The organism is Caulobacter sp. SL161 (genome assembly GCF_026672375.1).
In the GTDB taxonomy this organism is placed as follows: Bacteria; Pseudomonadota; Alphaproteobacteria; order Caulobacterales; family Caulobacteraceae; genus Caulobacter.
Map to the genome: position 1 here is coordinate 2,734,019 of NZ_JAPPRA010000001.1, position 17,002 is coordinate 2,751,020.

The window sequence follows — 17,002 nt, forward strand, 5'->3', positions numbered from 1 at the left end:
CATTATAGCACCGCTCGCGCCGGAGCCTAAGCGCCAGGCGCCCCGTAGAGCAAAGCCGAGGCCGGGACCTAGGGACTGCAGTTCCACCGCTAGCCCGCACTGGGCGAGGAGCGTCCGGTCCAGCACGGCGGCGCACGCCGTGCTAACAGATGGCGAGTCTCTCAGGATCTGCGCCCATGCATCTCGCTCGCTTTCCTCGCGCCCGCTTCGCCCACCTGCCCACGCCCCTGGAGCCGCTGCCGCGCCTCGGCGCGGAGCTGGGGATCGACCTCTGGGTCAAGCGCGATGACTGCACCGGCCTGGCCGGCGGCGGCAACAAGACCCGCAAGCTGGAGTTCCTCCTGGGCGAGGCCCTGGCCCAGGGCGCCGACACCCTGGTCACCCAGGGCGCGGTTCAGTCCAATCACGTGCGCCAGACCATCGCCGCCGGCGCGCGCTTTGGCCTCAAGACCGAGGTGATCCTCGAAGAGCGCACCGGCTCCAAGGCCAGCGACTACATGGGCAACGGCAACGTCCTGCTCGACAAGCTGATGGGCGCGTCGCTGCGCTATGTGCCGGGCGGCACGGACATGGTCGCCGAGCTCGACATCACTGCGGAGAGCGTTCGTCAGCGTGGGGGTAAGCCCTACGTGATTCCCGGCGGCGGCTCGAATACGGTGGGCGCGCTCGGCTATGTCGATTGCGCGCGCGAGCTCGTCGTCCATGCCGACCAGATGGACTTGAAGATCGACCGTCTGGTCACGGCGACGGGCAGCGCCGGCACGCACGCCGGCCTGGTCGCCGGCTTCGCGGCGCTGTCCGTCGATATCCCGATCCTGGGCTTCGGCGTCCGCGCCCCCAAGCTCAAGCAGGAAGAGAACGTCTATAACCTCGCCGTCGCCACGGCCGAGACGATCGGCGCTGGTGGCCGAGTCAGGCGCGAAGCGGTCGTCGCCGACTGCGACTATGTCGGCGAGGGCTACGGCCTCGTGGACCAAGGCGTTATCGACGCGCTGGCCCTGGCCGCCCGCACCGAAGGTCTGCTGCTGGATCCCGTCTATTCGGGCAAGGCGATGAAGGGGCTGATCGACCAGGCCCGCAAAGGCGCCTTCAAGGGCGAGCGGGTCGTCTTCCTGCACACCGGCGGCGCCCAGGGCCTGTTCGGCTATCAGACGGTGCTTGAGCCGGCGCTGGGATAAGGGTCTCGTCGATGAGCAAGGTTCTTGGCGTCCTGGGCGGCATGGGCCCCGCCGCCACGCTGGACTTTCTGGCCAAACTGCAAGCCGCGACGCCAGTGACCCGCGAGCAGGACCATTTGCGGGTGTTGGTGGACATCAACCCCAAGGTTCCCGATCGCAACGTCGAAGACTCAGACCCCGGTCCGGTGCTGGCGGCGATGGCGGCGGGCCTTCGGGACTCCGGCGCCCAGGTGCTGGCGATCGCGTGCAATACCGCGCACGCCTATGCCGAGGATGTGCGCACCTCGGGCCTGCCGCTGATCGATATGCTGGAGACAGCCGGTCTGGCCGCTCGCGCCCAAGGAGCCAGTGTCGTCGGCGTGCTGGGCACCAGTCTGGCGCTTGGGCTCTATCGCGACCGCTTTACGGCTTTGGGGCTGGAGGTCGTGACGCTGGACGATCACGAGCAGGTGGAGTTCATGGCCCTGCTCTATCGGATCAAGCGGGGCGACGTTGGACGAGCGTCGCAGGACGCCATGGCCGCCCTCGCCCGCCGTCTGATCGACAAGGGCGCGCAAGCCGTCGTGGCGGGATGCACCGAGGTCCCCCTCGTACTATCACGCGACGACCTCTCAGCGCCGTTCCTGGACGCCACCCAAACCCTGGCGGCCCGCTGTGTCGAGGTTTGCCTAGCCGGCTAGCGGATCGAGCCCATCTGGTCCAGAGCCTTCCAAACCAGGTGAAAAATATTTGAGATCAGATATTTAGATTTCAATCGGGCGGGTTAGCCGCGTCCACTCGAACCTAGCGCTCTAGCCGCGAACGACTGGCGGCGCCTCATCGTTACCGGCCTCGAAAAGACCCAGCAGAGCGGCAGCGCCTCGCGAGGCTTGCGCCATGCGCAGCAAGGCGGCGCGAGCATGCGCGTTGTCAGCGATCTCGGCCTGTCGCTCCAGACGCTCGGCTTCGCCCAGGTGCTCGTTACGTGTCCCCATGGGCCAAAGGTTTACAAGATATGAACACTAGGCCGCCATGCGACCGCTGGACGCAGAGTGATCATTGTTCTGCAACGCTACGGCGATGACCCGGTCGCAGTCGCGTGAAAACGCCCCCGGACCCTTACGATCCGGGGGCGTCGTCCTGTTCCCCAACAGGACGGCGTCGGCCAAGCTGCTCCGAGCGCGCCGTCGCCTCAAAAATGAACGCCGGGAAACTCGCCGAACACACCCCCCCTAGGCAACGCGTCCGCCTGTCGCAGGCGCTCAGCGACGCGCGGAACCGGGCGTGGCGATAGACGCTTAGGCATTCGCGAAAAGGGGGTGGTCAAAATCATGACACCGGTAGCATAGTATACCCAACGTCACTTCCAAGATGACGGAGCCGTCGCTGGCCAGGGAGGTTCGCTCGCCTATCCATCGATGTAAGCTCCGCGCCGTTCGGAGTTTATGGATGCCCCTCAGCCCGCTCTCCCGCCGTCGTCTCATGGCCACCTCGGCGGCCGCCTTCGCTGCAGCGGGCGCTCTGACGCCGCTGCGCGCCTTCGCCGCGCCCACCCGTGACGCCGCGCTGGAGACGATGAAGAAGGCGACGCGCTTCATGGTCGACAAGGTCGCCTACAAGGGCGGCTATGTGTGGAGCTACCTGCCCGACTTCTCGCGCCGCTGGGGCGAGATGGAAGCCTACCCCACCATGATCTGGGTGCAGCCGCCGGGCACGGCGACGATGGGCCATGTGTTCCTGGACGCCTATCACGCCACCGGCGACGAGGCCTATTACGACGCCGCCTGCAAGGCCGCCGAGGCCCTGATCGCGATCCAGCATCCCGCCGGCGGCTGGAACTATCTCGGCGATCTGGCCGGCGAGGCGTCGATCCGCAAATGGTACGACACCATCGGCAAGAACGGCTGGCGGCTGGAGGAATTCCAGCACTACTACGGCAACGCCACCTTCGATGACGCGGGCACGGCCGAGAGCTCGCAGTTCCTGCTGCGCCTCTACGTCGAAAAGCAGGACAAGCGCTTCAAGCCGGCCTTGGACAAGGCTCTGCAGTTCGTGCTCGACAGCCAGTATCCGAACGGCGGCTGGCCCCAGCGCTTCCCGCTGAAGACCGAATTCCAGAACCATGGCCGCCCCGACTATACGGGCTACATCACCTTCAACGACGATGTGGCCGGGGAGAACATCAAGTTCCTGATCATGATCTGGCAGACCCTGGGCGATCCGCGCGCCCTGCCCGCCATCAAGAAGGCGATGGACTGCTTCGTGATCTGCCAGCAGCCCCAGCCGCAGCCAGCTTGGGGCCTGCAGCACCATGTCGATACGCTGAAGCCCGCCGCAGCCCGGAGCTACGAACCCGAAGCCTTGGCGTCCCACACAACGGGCGCGAACATCGCGTCTTGCATGGATTTCTACGAACTGACCGGCGATCCGAAGTATCTTGCGCGCCTGGGCGAGGCGCTGGACTGGCTGGACAGCATCAAACTGCCGCAGGAAATCCAGAAGGGACGCCCCTACCCGACCTTTATCGAAGTTGGCACGGGCAAGCCGCTCTATGTGCACCGCCGCGGCAGCAACGTCGTCAATGGCGAATACTACACCGACCAGAACCCGCACGGGACGGTGATCCACTACTCCTCGTTCCGCGCGGTGAACGTCGACGGCCTGCGCAAGCGGCTGGCTAAGCTCAAGGCCACGCCGCCCGAAGTCGCCAGCAAGGACTCGCCGCTCAAGGGCGGTCGCAAGGCGCTGCCGAGATTCTTCACCACCGGCGACATCTCGGTCTCCGACCTGAACGTCGACACCTTGAAGGCCGACGCCGGCCAGACCTCGCCGGACAAGGTCGCCAGTCTGATCGCGTCGCTGAACGCCGAGGGCTGGTGGCCCACGGAGCTGCGGGCCACCAGCAACCCATATATCGGCGACGGGTCGTCCACTCCCGCGCCCGGCGACTTCAGCCAGACCCGCGTGGGGGATGCGACGGACACCTCGCCCTACATCACCGACACGCCGAAAATCGGCATTTCGACCGGAACCTACATCGAGAACATGGCGGCGCTGATCAAGTATGTGACGGCCAGCTAGCGCAGGTGTCGTTTAGATGAAGCCATCCAAGCAGATGAGCAGGCTTCAGGATCAGTTATCCCGAGCTCATTTGACCACTTTGGATGGTTTCATCTCGATCTGAAGGACTCCAGACCGCCACCCGCCCTTAAGCGACCAGACGTGAGGGCTCGTGCGTTACCTGGGCGATCAGTCGTTCCAGGGCGTACTGGTAGAGCACGATGTCCCTCTCGTTCTGCAAGATGAGCTGACGGCACGCCCGCGCGCTGAGCCCCGCCTCGGACGCACCGCCCGTCCGGGTGATGTTCAGCCTCGGGATCTCAGGAAGCGCGCGGCAGAAGGCCTCCTCCGCCCACGCCAGGGACTCGTGAGGATGTTCGCAGACATAGAACCAGACCATCTGGTTGATGAGCCGTCTCGCGGCGGAGAGGTCCTGATCATTGACCATAGACCAACCCGATCCCGTCAGTTGGCGGAAATGGTGATCATGGGTGTGGAGCTGCACCGCCGGATCGTCGCAGGTGACAAAATCATCCATGCACAGCGTCTTGGCGAGGCGAACCGCCCTGAAGCGCGGATCCCTGACCTGAGAATCAGACAATTCGACGACGTGATGGAAGTAGCGATAGACGGATACGATCCGGTCAATCGGCCAGCGAAAATTCGTGGCCGCCGCCATGCCTGAACCCACGGCCTGATAGATATCGAAGCCATAGTGGCCGGCGTAGAAGTCGTAACCGCGAAAACCGGCGTAGCGCCCCGCCCTCTGGGCGTGTTCAGTCGCGTCGTTCTCGATCCTGGGGCAACACCGCTCGTCAGGGAACAAGCTCCGAAGAGCGTCCTCGACCGAGGTTCCGCCAGCCTTGGGATTGTGAAAGAAAAACAGGGAATCGGCCATGCCCGCCTCCGCTCGTGGGCGGTCGACGCCGCCCTTCCGTGCATTCAACGAACGTGCAGAAATATTCCGTCGCGCATTCAATCGCGACAACTGGAAAAATACAGATGACCCTTGTTTGATCCTAAAGTGCGACATTAGGTCGCGCGAAAAACGATCGCCTTATTACTCGCAGAGGCGCTTTAGATTCATCAGCACCTTGGGCGTATCTTTCCGGAGAGCCTCACGGATCAGCGCCTTTGGGACAGGCCAGTCGACGGCCAGGCGATTGTCGTAGAGCACCCGGGTCCGTCGGCCGCCATCCAAGGCCTGCAGCTTCCATTCGCCCTGCTCGACCTTCAGATCGCCGCCGACCAGTCTGAACTTGATGCGGCTGTAGGGTTCGTAGTCGGACCGGAAGACGATCCGCAGACCGGGAAACACGAGATTGCGTCGGGTCACATGCTCACGGATGTCCCACCCGCGGGCCATGTCGCCCTCGACGATGCGGCAGACCGCGAGCGTGGTGATCATCACCTTGGCGGCCGCGCAGTCGGTCATGATGCGCCAGACCTTCTGAGGCGGCGCATCGATATCCACCACACCCTTCACATGCCCTGAGATGCCGTCAGGGTCGGGAAACACTTCGGCATAGGCCTCCCCCTTGGCGAGCGCCGCCTTGGCCTTGGCGGAGAGATCAAAGGACCAGGCCTGGCCCGCGACCAAGAGTGAAAACGCCACGATGGCCAGAGCGACGGGATTTCGAACGCGCATGCACAGCACTCCTCGTGACGGGGTCGTTACGGCTCCAGAGGCGAACCGGACGCATCATGCGATCATTGTTCGGCGTGTCGGCGGCGCGGAGCTCAGGCCTCTTTCCTGGCCAGGAAAGCGCCGGTCGCTTCGATGGCCTCGACCAAGCTGACCCGCTCCAACGTGACACCCTCGGGAAGGCTCGAGAACAGCCGCGTGGGCGCGGCCGCATCCAGCATCACGAACACACCCCGGTCGTCGGCCCGCCGGATCAGGCGACCGAAGGCCTGGCTGATCCGCGCGCGGGCCACCGCGTCGTCATAGCCCTTACCCCCAAACCGCAAACGTCGCGCCTTGTGCAGCACGTCGGGGCGCGGCCAGGGCACGCGATCAAACACCAGCAGCCGCAGCGAGCGGCCGGGCACATCCACGCCGTCGCGGATCGCGTCAGTGCCCAGCAGGCAGGCGTCCTCCTCGGCCCGGAAGATGTCCACCAAAGCCCCGACCTCCAGTGGATCGACGTGCTGGGCGTAGAGCGCCAGGCCCTGATCGGCCAGCGGCGCGGCGATGCGCTCATGCACAGCCTTGAGTCGACGGATGGCGGTGAAGAGACCAAGCCCCCCGCCCCCGGCCGCCAGGAACAGCTCGCGCATCGCCGCCGAGACCTGGCGCGGATCTTCCTTGTTCACGTCGGTGACGACAAAGGCCTTGGCGTTGTTCTCATAGTCAAAAGGCGACACAAGCCGCAGCACCTTGGGCGCGGTCGGCAGGCGCGCCGCGCCTGTGCGCATCTCGGCCAGGGCGAATGGGTCCTCCAGCGCGGGATCAACCAGGGTGGCGCTGGTCACCAGGACACCGTGCGCGGGCGACAGCACCGCCGCCCGCAACGGTTCGGTCGGGTCCACCCAGTGCCGGCGGCAAGCGGCGTCCACCACACGCCCGTACAGGAAGGTCGCCTCGAACCAGTCGACGAAGTCCGGATCGCTGTCGCTGGGCTCAACGTCGTCGTCCTCGATGGCTTTGAGGATCGAGCGCCAGGCCGGCAGCGTCATGCGCGCGCGGCGGTCCAGGCCGCGCAACGCCCCTCGATCCTGGCCCGCTCCGACGCGCCAAGGTGCTCGGCATCCTCGTCCAGCACGTCTTCGAGCGCCCGGGCCAGGGCCAGCAGCGGGGCCTCGATCGCCGCGAGCGCCTTGGCCGCTTCGGGCGCGCGCTCGCGGACCAGATCGGTCGCCGGGCGCGCGTCGCATTGCAGGCCAAGATCGGCCCCGCCCCGGTCGCCGCTGCGGGCCCGCAGCTGCTCGATGACGGCGACGAGGAAGTTCTCGATCGGACCGATCGGATTGATCTGCCCGTCGGGCGGCGCAACCCGGCCTGACCAGCCCTCGCCCGGCAGGGCGGCTGCGGCCTGAATAGCTTGGCTCATCGCACCGCGCGCGCCTTCGCGGTCACCCAGAATGTCCAGCAGACGTGCTTCAAGGCCGCGCCCGCGGCGACCACGCCCTTCGGGTCCCCGATCCAGCGCCGCAGCTCCGCCGCCTCCGCGCCCGACAGGGCGGCCGAGAAGGCGCTGTCGGCGGCCTCGAACAGATGGTGGCCCTCGTCGAAGACAATGCGTTTGAGGCTGGTGGTCTCGTTGTCGCCCTTCAGCCCCCGCGCCGTGCGCGCGCCGTCGAAGGCCGCCTGGGTCAGGACCAGCGCGTGGTTGGCGATGACGAGGTCGGCGCGCTTGGACGCCCGCACCGCCTTCTCGATGAAGCAGATGCGATAGTGCTGACAGCCCGCGTGGATACACTCGCCCCGACGGTCCACCAGATTGGCGGGACTGGCCTGGACCGAGGGCGGCACGGCCGCCAGGGTTGGCAGCCAGGCGGGAAAGTCGCCGCCGGTCATGTCGCCGTCGCGCGTGGCGCGGGCCCAGCGCGCCGTCAGAGCCAGACCGATCAGATCGCCGTTACCCAGCTGAGCGCCATTGATCTGCTCCTGAAAATTCAACAGGCACAGATAGTTCTCGCGGCCTTTTCGTACGACCGCCTTGCGGGCCCGCTCCTTGGGATCGGGATAGATCGACCGGCTCTCGCGCTCGATCTGCCGCTGCAGGGCGCGGGTATAGGTGCTGACCCAGACCGACGGGCCGTTCGCTTCGGCCCACAGCGACGCCGGCGCCAGATAGCCGAGCGTCTTGCCGACGCCCGTACCCGCCTCGGCCAGCATCATGCGCGGCTCGCCCTCCCGCTCGCGCGGCTGGAAGGCGAAGGTGGCTTCCCTGGCGAAAGTCGCCTGGGCTTCGCGGACCTCCTCCAGGCCCGATCGCTGAAGCAGTTCGGTCAGACGCTCGCCGGCGCGCTCGGGATCAATGGGGCGCGACCCCGCTTCGCCGGGCGGCGCCTGGTCTTCCCACTCTACAAGCCGCGCCCAGACATCGAGGCCCGAACCGCGGAACTGGTTGCCGACGGGAACCGAGCGCAGCGCGCCGATCACCGCCGCTCCCCACGACCAGCCGCCCTTGGCCAGGGTCTCGGCGATCGCCAGGGCCTCTTCGCGGGACGGGACCGGCGTCAGCGCCAGCTCTCGAAGCAGGGCGTCGGCGGCCTCGCGCAGGGTCTGGGCCTGTTCGGCCGCGCCGTGCGGTTCGCGCAGACCCAGCGCTGTCGCCAGGCCCACCGCCGAGGGGGCGCAGAACGCCGCCGGACGCACAAAGGCGTGCAGCTCAAGCACGTCGAACAAGCGCGGCGAGCGCGACGGCGGCGACAGGTTCAGGCGACGGGCGGTCATGGCTGCATGGGCCACCAGCACCGGCCCATGCTCGAAGAGATCGCGGGCGTCCGGCGCGCGGAGCATGCGGGCCGCGCCGCCATCGGCCAGGCCGGCGCGCGGTCCGGGCAGGACGACCAGGGCCGGAGCCAGGTCCAGAGTCGGCGGCGAAGCAGTCACCCGCGTTGGTTATCAGAAGCCGGCTCGAAACAGAATGGGAACGGCCGCAGCGCGGCCTAACCCACCGGGTCCTCGTCATCCTCGGCCAAGCCGAGCAGCCGGTCGATCGCTCTTTGCGCCTTCTCGCGGACGGCGGGCTGGTCGCTGTCAGCCGCTCGACGATACATCTGAAGCGCCAGCTCCCGATCAGACTTCACGCCGCGACCCGTCTCGCACATCACGCCCAGGGCGAACCAGGCGTCGTAGTCGCCCCGATCCGCCGCCAACTGGAACCAGCGCATCGCCACAACATAGTTTCTGTCCGTCAGCTGCCCATTGTAGTGGGCCGCGCCCAGTCGATACATCGCATCCGGCAGCTCGTTCCGCGCCGCGGCGCGGTAGAAGTAGAGCGCCTTGTCGGAGTCCGAGGCCACCCCCATCCCCTCGGCGTGAAGGCGACCTAGCTCGTTCATGGCCTCGGCCGAGCCCATCTCGATGGCGCGGCGCAGCCAAAGAACGCCCCGTCTGGCGTCCGAGCGCCCGCCATACCCCTCCATCAGGGCGACGCCCGCGCCGAACGCCCCGGCGGCCGATCCGGCCTCACCCGACCGCAGATACCAGGCGCGGGCCAGACGCGGGTTCTCGGGTAATCCGTATCCGCCCCGGTGCATCACGGCCATGTTGAACATGGCGTTCGGATCGCCCAGACGCGCCGCCCGCGCGTAGAGCTTCACGGCGCCGGAGGCGTCAATCGCCAGCCCTTCCGCGCCGAAGAGGTAGAGATTGCCGAGCTCGACCATCGCGTCGGTCTCGCCGAGCGCCACAGCCTTTCGAAGCCAGACCAGCCCCTTAGCGACATCCGGCTCGCGCCCCTCGCCCCGAATGTGACAGATCGCCAGATCGACATAGAATGACGTGTCGCCGCCCTCCGCCGCCCGCTCGACGGCAGTGCAGTCGGTCTGGGAGCGCCAGTCCTGGGCGCGCGCCGAGTCATCGGGCCAAAGGCCCGCGACGATCAGCGCGATCAACCAACCCAAACGCATCAATGCCTCACACCGCCGAAGCGTCACGACAGCGCCCCCAGCGTCAAGCCAGACAACCGCAAGCTATGGCCGATGCAACCGAACTCGCGCAGGGCGCGCGCAAAAGCAGGGTGAAACAGAAAGGGAACATGCTATATCGCCAGCAATGCTCGCGGCGAACGCCCTTCCTCCTCAGTTCCAGGCCTGGTTCGCCAAACGCGGGTGGACCCCGCGCGACCATCAACTGGCGATGCTGGAAAAGGCGCGGGCCGGTCGCGGGGCCTTGCTGATCGCCCCGACCGGCGGCGGCAAAACTCTGGCGGGCTTCCTGCCCAGCCTGATCGAACTGGCCGAGCGTCCCCCGCGCAACACTCCGGCCGGCGTCCACACCCTCTATATCTCGCCCCTGAAGGCGCTGGCAGTGGACGTCGAGCGCAACCTGCTCACCCCCATTCGCGAGATAGGCCTGCCGATCGTCGCCGAGAGCCGCACCGGTGACACCGGCGAGAGCCGCAAGGCCCGCCAGAAGGTCCGCCCGCCCGACATCCTGCTGACCACCCCCGAGCAACTGGCGCTGTTCTGCGCCTGGGAAGGCGCGCGCGAGTACTTTTCCGACCTGCGCTGCGTCATCATCGATGAGGCCCATGCGATCTGGCCCAGCAAGCGCGGCGACCTCCTGGCGCTGGGCCTGTCGCGCCTGCAGCAGTTCGCGCCCGGTATGCGCCGGGTGGGGCTTTCGGCGACGGTGGATGATCCAGACTTGGTGCGGAAGTGGCTGGGCGTGAACAAAAACCCTCCCCCTAGCGGGGGAGGTGTCGGCGCAGCCGACGGAGGGGGAAGTTCTGCTGACCTTGCCCCTTCCCCCTCCGGCGCTTCGCGCCACCTCCCCCCTGAGGGGGAGGATTTCTCCATCGACCTCGTGCTCGGCGCGGGCGGCGCCCAGCCTGTCGTCGAGGTCCTGGTCTCCGGCGGCCGCGTGCCGTGGGCCGGCCACACGGCCGAGCACGCCATGGCCGAGGTCTACGACATCATCAAAGCGGCCAAGACGGCCCTCGTTTTCGTCAATACCCGCTTCCAGGCCGAGTTCGCGTTCCAGCGCCTTTGGGAGCTGAACGACGAGGGCCTGCCGATCGCCCTGCACCATGGCAGCCTGTCGGCCGAACAGCGCCGCAAGGTCGAGGCGGCGATGGCGCGGGGCGAACTGCGCGCGGTGGTCTGCACCTCGACCCTGGACATGGGCATCGACTGGGGCGACGTTGATCTCGTCATCCAGCTGGCCGCCCCCAAGGGCGCCTCGCGGATGGTCCAGCGCATCGGTCGCGCCAATCACCGTCTGGACGAGCCCAGCCGCGCCCTGTTCGTGCCCGCCAGCCGCTTCGAGATGCTGGAGTGCCGCGCGGCCGCCGACGCCATTCTGGAGAACCACCTGGACGGCGAACCGCCCCGTATCGGCGGCCTGGACGTTCTGGCGCAGCATATCATGGGCTGTGCGTGCTCGGAGCCGTTCAAGCTGACCGACCTCTATGACGAGGTCCGCTCGGCGGGGCCTTACGCCGAGCTGACCTGGGAGGATTTCGAGGCCGTGGTCGACTTCGTCTCGACCGGCGGCTACGCGCTTCGCACCTACGACAAGTTTCGGCGGATCGTGCAGACCGCCGACGGCCTCTGGACTGCGCGCAACGCCCAGGCCCGCCAGCAGCACCGCATGAATGTCGGAGCCATCATCTCCCCGGCGATGATCAACATTCGGGTTGGCGGCGGGCGGAGGCCCGTGGGAGGACGCAAGATCGGCGAGGCCGAGGAAGGCTATTTCGAGCAGCTGACGCCGGGCGACACCTTCGTCTTCGCCGGCCAGGTCTGGCGCTACAACAGCCTCGTCGGGGCCGACGCCTTTGTCTCGCCCGCGCCCAACGATGATCCGAAGATGCCGAGTTGGGGCGGCTCGAAATTCCCGCTGTCGACCTATCTGGCCGGTCGCGTGCGGCAGATGATGCATGACGAGCGCGAGTGGAGCGCCCTGCCCGGCGACGTGCAGGAGTGGCTGTCTTGGCAGAAGATCCGCTCGGCCATTCCGGCGGAGGGCGAGATGCTGCTGGAGACCTTCCCGCGCGGGAAGCGGTTCCACATGGTCTGCTATCCGTTCGACGGGCGCCTTGCCCACACCACCCTGGCCATGCTGCTGACCCGCCGGCTGGACCGGCTGGGCGTCGGCCCGCTGGGCTTTGTGTGCAACGACTACGCGCTGAACCTGTGGTCGCTGCGCCCCATGGACGATCTGGATCTGGACGAGCTTTTCGCCCAGGACATGCTGGGCGACGACCTTGAGGCTTGGCTGGACGAGAGCTTCATGATGAAGCGCTCGTTCAAGCACTGCGCTCTGATCGCGGGTCTGATCGAGCGCCGCCACCCTGGCGCCGAGAAGTCCGGGCGGCAGGTGACCTTCTCGACGGACCTGATCTACGACGTGCTGCGCAAACACCAACCCGACCACCTGATGCTGCGCTGCGCGCGGCTCGACGCGGCCACGGGCCTGCTGGACATCGCGCGCCTGGGCGACATGCTGACCCGTGTCAGCGGGCGCATCCGGCACGTGGCGCTGGATCGCGTCTCGCCCTTCGCTGTCCCGATGATGCTGGAGATCGGCCGCGAACGGGCTCCGGGCGACGCCGCCGGCGAGATGATCCTGGCCGAGGCCGAAGCGGACCTGATCGCCGAGGCGCGGCCGTGACACGGTTCCAATCCTCACCCTGCGGCGGCCTTCGCGTTGCGCTCGCCAATGTCGAGGTGATGCTGAGGTGGTCCGGCGCACTGTGGCTAGAGCGCGAGCGCACGCTGATCGTGGCCGACCTGCACTTCGAGAAGGGCAGCAGCTACGCCGCGCGCTTTGGGCAGATGCTGCCGCCGTATGACACGCGTGAAACCCTGGATCGGCTCGATCGCGAGATCACCCAGCTGGCGCCCCGGCGGCTGATCTTTCTGGGCGACAGCTTTCACGACGCCGCCGGCGAGGCCCGGCTGGCCAGTGACGACTACAGTCGGTTGGCAGGTCTGGCTTCGGGACGAGAACTGGTCTGGGCGGTGGGCAACCATGACGCCGATGGCCCAAGAGCCCTGCCGGGTGACGTGATCGACGAGGCCAGCCTCGCGGGTCTCACGCTTCGGCATGAGCCCTTGCCCGGCGCGCAACCCGGCGAGGTGGCGGGGCACCTTCATCCCGCAGCCAAGGTGTCCAGCGGGCGCGCCACGGTCCGCCGCCGCTGCTTCGTCACCGACGGGGCGCGTCTGGTTCTGCCCGCCTTTGGCGCCTATGCGGGCGGCCTGAACATTCTCGACGAAGCCTTTTCCGGTCTATTCGATGGCCCGGTCCTGGCGGGAGCGCTGGGCCCCCAGCGGGTCCACGCGGTGGGCCTCAAATCCCTTCGACCGGACTAGAGCGCGTTAGGTTTGAGTGTGAGCGGCCAAACCGCTCGAACGCGCTCTAAGTCTATGAATTAGAGCCTGTCTATCTGGTTTGGAGGACGCCATCTAAACCAGACAGGCTCTGGCGCCGGCGCTTACATATGCAGGGCCTGCTCCAGCGCGAACGCCAGAGAGATGGCCGCGCCGGCGGTCATCAGGGTGCGCATCCGGGGGCGCCAACTCGGCCCCTCGTGATCGGTGACATCCCAGACCCACTGCAGCAGGAACACCAGCAGAAAACCCGATAGCTGCCAGGCCGCTTCGAACTTCAGGCCGCCCAGCAACAGGCCAAATCCGGCCAGCGGGAAAAGAAGAGAGATCCCCAGGACCGACCATCGCGGACTGGGGTTCTCGATCTCAAGACCGGTACGGACCCCGCCGAAATAGGAAACCATCGCGGCCGAGTAAGCCAGAAGTCCCAGCAAGGCGGACTTCCGGATGGCCACGGGGCCATAACAGAACAAGCCCGACGCGATAAAGAATGGGATCAGGGTCGATAGACCAAAGACCCACGCCGCCGGTGGAACCGGCGTCCGCCCGCCCGCGGACTCGTTCATGCCACAACTCCTTCGGAAGGCGACCTTGGTCGCCCGCCCCTGCCCCTAACGCGACTATTACCGACCGCACGCGATAGGTCCACGGACGATCGTCAGCGCGCGAAGCCCTGGCTCATGACCTGAATTGGCCCAGGAAGGTGTTTGAATGCAATGGAGTTTATCCCGAACAGGCGCCAGGGCGAGCGAGAACGGGCCATGACAAACGCGGCCCTCTTCCCGGCAAAGCGCGAGGTCGCGAGGCGTTTAGCGCGCGTACACCGACAGGCGATTGAGGGTCTCGCCGTCCACCGATCCGGTGGAGGGCAGACCCTGATCACGCTGATAGGCCGCGATCGCCATGCGCAGGGCGGGCGACGAAACACCGTCGCGCGGCCCCTGGTAATAGCCCAGCTGCGACAGGACACGCTGAGCAAGGCCAAGGTTGGCGTTTGCGGCGGTCGGCGCAGCGGAGGACAGACTGGCGGTCTGGACCTGAGTCTGCGGACGGAAGGCCAGGGCTGAGCGGTCAGCGGTCTGCTGGGCCTCTGCGGTCAGCTGCGAGCGCAGCGCCGTAGCGCGGCCCCGCGCGGTCGAATCCCCAGCCCGGCCGGCGATCACATACCATTTGTAGGCCTCGGCCGGATTCTGGCTGACGCCCAGTCCGCTTTCGTAGAGCTGAGCCAGGTTGAACTGGCTATCGACCAGGCCCAAATCGGCGGCCTTGCGGAACCAGCTGGCGGCCGTCGTCGAATTGCGCGGACCGCCCTCGCCCTTGAAGTAGTAGAGGGCTAGGTTGTGCATGGCGCGCGGATCGCCACCGTTGGCGGCGCGCTCGCTCCAGCGGCGCGCTTCGGCCATATCGACCTTGACGCCGTTCTTGCCGCCCTCGTACATCTTCGAGAGGTAGAACTGCGCGGCCGGGTAGCCGCCATTGGCTGCGCGCTTCAGCAGTTCGCCGCCCGAGCGGTCGCCCGACTCGATCTTACGGACCGCATCCTCGAACAGGGCTTTGGCTTCGTTGGTCGGCGGGGCGGCGGGGGCCTCGACCTCGGCCGGGACGACCTTGCCCGTCGTCAGCGCGACGGCGGCGCGCGGCGCGCCGGGGGTCGTGTCAGCCTCGGGACCATTCACCTCGACATCGGCCTTGCGACCAGCGATCGCCTGGGCGACGCGGCTGGGCGAGTTGTTGCCGTCGTCGGTGTTCAGCAGCAGCAGGCCGCCCACGCAGGCCCCGAGCGCGCCGGCGGCGGCGAAGACAACGAGGGCCGTCGTCACGGTCGCGCCCAAGCGCGCCTTCGACTTCTTGGTCGAGAAACCGCCAAAGCCGCCGAACAGCGAGCCGCTGGCCTTGGAAGCCTTTTCCTTCTTCGCCGACTTGGCCTTGCCACCCTTGCCTTCCGAGGCGGCGGCGGCGCGCGCGGCGGCGCGGGCCTGCTCGATGATGTCGCGGGTCGACATCGGACGCGACGGCTCGGCGGGCGCGAAGTCGGAGATCTCAGGCTCGACTTCGTAGCGCGGGCTCTCCGGCTCGAAGCCATCGGCGATCGCGTAGTCATCGTGTGCGAAGGCCGGCTCTTCCGGCTCCGCAGCCGGGAACTCCGCCACCTCGAAGCTACGCGCCGGCGCAGGCGGCGCATCAAACGCGTCGACCTCATCCTCAGCCGTGCTGAACGAAGCGGCCTGGCTGAAATAGTTATCGTCGAAGGGCGATGCCGCCGGCGGAACCGGACGCTGGGCGGTCGCGACCGGCGCCGGAGCCTGCGCGGGCGGCGGCGACGGCGGCGCGGCTTCCAGCTTCCGCTGCGCCTCGGACAGACGGCTGTCGATCTTCTCGCGCGCTTCTTCCAGCATGCGGAGCGTGCGCTCTTCGCTCTGGCGGATGCGGTCGACCAGTTCCTGGCTGGAACGTTCGTGGCGTTGGTTCAGACGCTCTGTGACGCGGGCGACCTGTTCGCCGACATCGTCGATGGCCAGGGCGTTGCGTCGCTCGGCGCTGCCGATCCGCTCGGCCAGCTTCTCGGTGATCCGGGCGATCTCGCCGCCCAGCTTCTCGAGGGCCTGGGCCTGAACGCTGTCGGCGCGATTGAGCTTGTGCTCGACGCTGGCGGCGATCCGCGCCACCTCGCCACCGACCTGCTCGATAGCGCTGGCGTTGCGGCTCTCGGCGGCGTGGACGCGGCGATTGAACGCGTCAGCGACACCGACAATCTCGCGGCCCATACGCTCAATAGCCTGGGCCGAGCGCTGTTCGGCCGCCTGCACGTGGGCCGCCATCTCGCCGAGCTTGCGCTCCATGCGGTCGAAACGTCCGTCGGCGCTTTCGCGAAGCTTGGCCGCCATTTCCAGGCGTGCGGCTTCCATCTTCTGCGTGAGGGTGGCGGCCAGGCTGTCCAGGCGCTCCTGAACGCCCGTAGCGGGATTGGCGGTCTCGACGGCGCCCAAGCGCTGATCCAGCGCCTGGAACGACGCGCCCAGTTCGCGCAGCGCCTCGCTGGTGCGGGTTTCGGCGGCTTCCAGGCGTTCGCCCAGTCGCGCGACGACAGCCTCGACCAGCGCGCTGGGATCGCCCGAGCTCTGCTGGTTCAGCTTGGCTTCCAGCGTCGCGATCGCCTCGCGCGTCCGCGCCTCGCCTTCGTAAAGGTGTCCGGCGACCTTGCCCAAGGCGCCTTCCAGCGCGCGCAGCGCCTCGGCCGAGCGCGGACCGGCCGCCTCGCTCTCGATCCGGCGCAGACGTTCGGTGGCCCGAGCCTGCTCGGTCTTCAGTTCGTCGACGGCCCCCTCGAACCGGGCGGCGACGGCGATCTGCTCACGTTCGGATGCGCCCAGACGCGTCAGGGCGTCGCGGACGGAGTGATCGATGCCGGTGATGGCGGCGGCGTTGCGCCCTTCGGCGGCTTCGATGCGTTGGGTCAGGCGATCCAGCGCCAGCGCGACGCGACCAACCTCGTCGGCCGGATGCTGGGCGATCTCGATGCGCGGCGGCGCATCTTCTTTGACAATCTCAAGATAGGCGCGGTTGGGGGCGTCGTCCCCCGCGAGACGCGGGTCAGCGGTCTGACCATCGCCTTCGATGATCATTCGGTTCAGCCATTCACCCAGAGTCATGCCGGAGCGACGCGCGAGGTCTTTCGCGACCTCCCGTGCCTTGGGGTCAATCCCCTTAACGCTCCATGGCGAAGCCGCCGTCATGCGAATCGATCTCCCCGCACCTGGGGAAAACGCTAGTCA

General features: G+C 67.3%; 12 protein-coding genes and 2 pseudogenes. 5 read left to right on the forward strand and 9 right to left on the reverse strand.

What is annotated here, in order from left to right; genetic code table 11:
- The first annotated feature begins 176 nt into the window (after positions 1 to 176).
- Both OVA11_RS13300 and OVA11_RS13305 read left to right on the forward strand, forming a co-directional pair.
- A complete protein-coding gene (locus OVA11_RS13300) occupies positions 177 to 1,178 on the forward strand; it encodes a D-cysteine desulfhydrase (protein ID WP_268067809.1) in 1,002 nt (333 codons plus the stop codon).
- An 11-nt stretch (positions 1,179 to 1,189) separates the two neighbouring features.
- Positions 1,190 to 1,858, forward strand: coding sequence for an aspartate/glutamate racemase family protein (locus OVA11_RS13305; protein ID WP_268067810.1), 669 nt, complete (start codon positions 1,190 to 1,192; stop codon positions 1,856 to 1,858).
- 111 nt (positions 1,859 to 1,969) lie between these two features.
- Here OVA11_RS13305 and OVA11_RS13310 read toward each other — a convergent pair whose 3' ends face one another.
- Positions 1,970 to 2,152, reverse strand: coding sequence for a hypothetical protein (locus OVA11_RS13310; RefSeq protein ID WP_012640390.1), 183 nt, complete (start codon positions 2,150 to 2,152; stop codon positions 1,970 to 1,972).
- Positions 2,153 to 2,606: 454 nt separating this feature from the next.
- On the opposite strand from OVA11_RS13310, the gene OVA11_RS13315 reads away from it, so the two are divergent.
- Positions 2,607 to 4,238: a pectate lyase gene (locus tag OVA11_RS13315; RefSeq protein ID WP_268067811.1), complete on the forward strand. Its 1,632-nt coding sequence runs from the start codon at positions 2,607 to 2,609 to the stop codon at positions 4,236 to 4,238.
- Positions 4,239 to 4,365: 127 nt separating this feature from the next.
- On the opposite strand, the gene OVA11_RS13320 is transcribed toward OVA11_RS13315, so the two are convergent.
- The 6 genes and pseudogenes from OVA11_RS13320 to OVA11_RS13345 form a co-directional block, all read right to left on the reverse strand.
- Positions 4,366 to 5,163: a hypothetical protein gene (locus OVA11_RS13320; RefSeq protein WP_268067812.1), complete on the reverse strand. Its 798-nt coding sequence runs from the start codon at positions 5,161 to 5,163 to the stop codon at positions 4,366 to 4,368.
- Between the two features lie 114 nt (positions 5,164 to 5,277).
- The gene (locus OVA11_RS13325; RefSeq protein WP_268067813.1) at positions 5,278 to 5,874 is read right to left on the reverse strand and encodes an SRPBCC family protein; all 597 of its coding nucleotides are present in this window, start codon (positions 5,872 to 5,874) and stop codon (positions 5,278 to 5,280) included.
- Between the two features lie 83 nt (positions 5,875 to 5,957).
- Positions 5,958 to 6,896 carry a helicase C-terminal domain-containing protein gene (locus tag OVA11_RS13330; protein WP_268067814.1) on the reverse strand — a complete coding sequence of 313 codons (939 nt, stop codon included), beginning with the start codon at positions 6,894 to 6,896 and terminating at the stop codon, positions 5,958 to 5,960.
- The gene (locus OVA11_RS13335; protein WP_268067815.1) at positions 6,893 to 7,270 is read right to left on the reverse strand and encodes a hypothetical protein; all 378 of its coding nucleotides are present in this window, start codon (positions 7,268 to 7,270) and stop codon (positions 6,893 to 6,895) included. The genes OVA11_RS13330 and OVA11_RS13335 overlap by 4 nt, the downstream gene beginning before the upstream one ends.
- A gap of 927 nt (positions 7,271 to 8,197) precedes the next feature.
- Positions 8,198 to 8,857: pseudogene (locus tag OVA11_RS13340) on the reverse strand (hypothetical protein).
- A complete protein-coding gene (locus OVA11_RS13345) occupies positions 8,835 to 9,803 on the reverse strand; it encodes a tetratricopeptide repeat protein (protein WP_268067816.1) in 969 nt (322 codons plus the stop codon). Before OVA11_RS13345 ends, OVA11_RS13340 begins: the two are co-directional and overlap by 23 nt.
- Before the next feature lie 142 nt (positions 9,804 to 9,945).
- On the opposite strand from OVA11_RS13345, the pseudogene OVA11_RS13350 reads away from it, so the two are divergent.
- Together OVA11_RS13350 and pdeM are read left to right on the forward strand one after the other, a co-directional pair.
- A pseudogene (locus OVA11_RS13350) lies at positions 9,946 to 12,507 on the forward strand (ligase-associated DNA damage response DEXH box helicase).
- A complete protein-coding gene (gene pdeM, locus OVA11_RS13355) occupies positions 12,504 to 13,211 on the forward strand; it encodes a ligase-associated DNA damage response endonuclease PdeM (protein WP_268067818.1) in 708 nt (235 codons plus the stop codon). The pseudogene OVA11_RS13350 and the gene pdeM overlap by 4 nt, the downstream one beginning before the upstream one ends.
- 122 nt (positions 13,212 to 13,333) lie before the next feature.
- On the opposite strand, the gene OVA11_RS13360 is transcribed toward pdeM, so the two are convergent.
- Positions 13,334 to 13,795, reverse strand: a complete 462-nt coding sequence (locus tag OVA11_RS13360; protein WP_010919908.1) for a DUF3429 domain-containing protein — start codon at positions 13,793 to 13,795, stop codon at positions 13,334 to 13,336.
- A gap of 243 nt (positions 13,796 to 14,038) precedes the next feature.
- Positions 14,039 to 16,963: a peptidoglycan-binding protein gene (locus tag OVA11_RS13365; RefSeq protein ID WP_268067819.1), complete on the reverse strand. Its 2,925-nt coding sequence runs from the start codon at positions 16,961 to 16,963 to the stop codon at positions 14,039 to 14,041.
- Between the last annotated feature and the right edge of the window lie 39 nt (positions 16,964 to 17,002).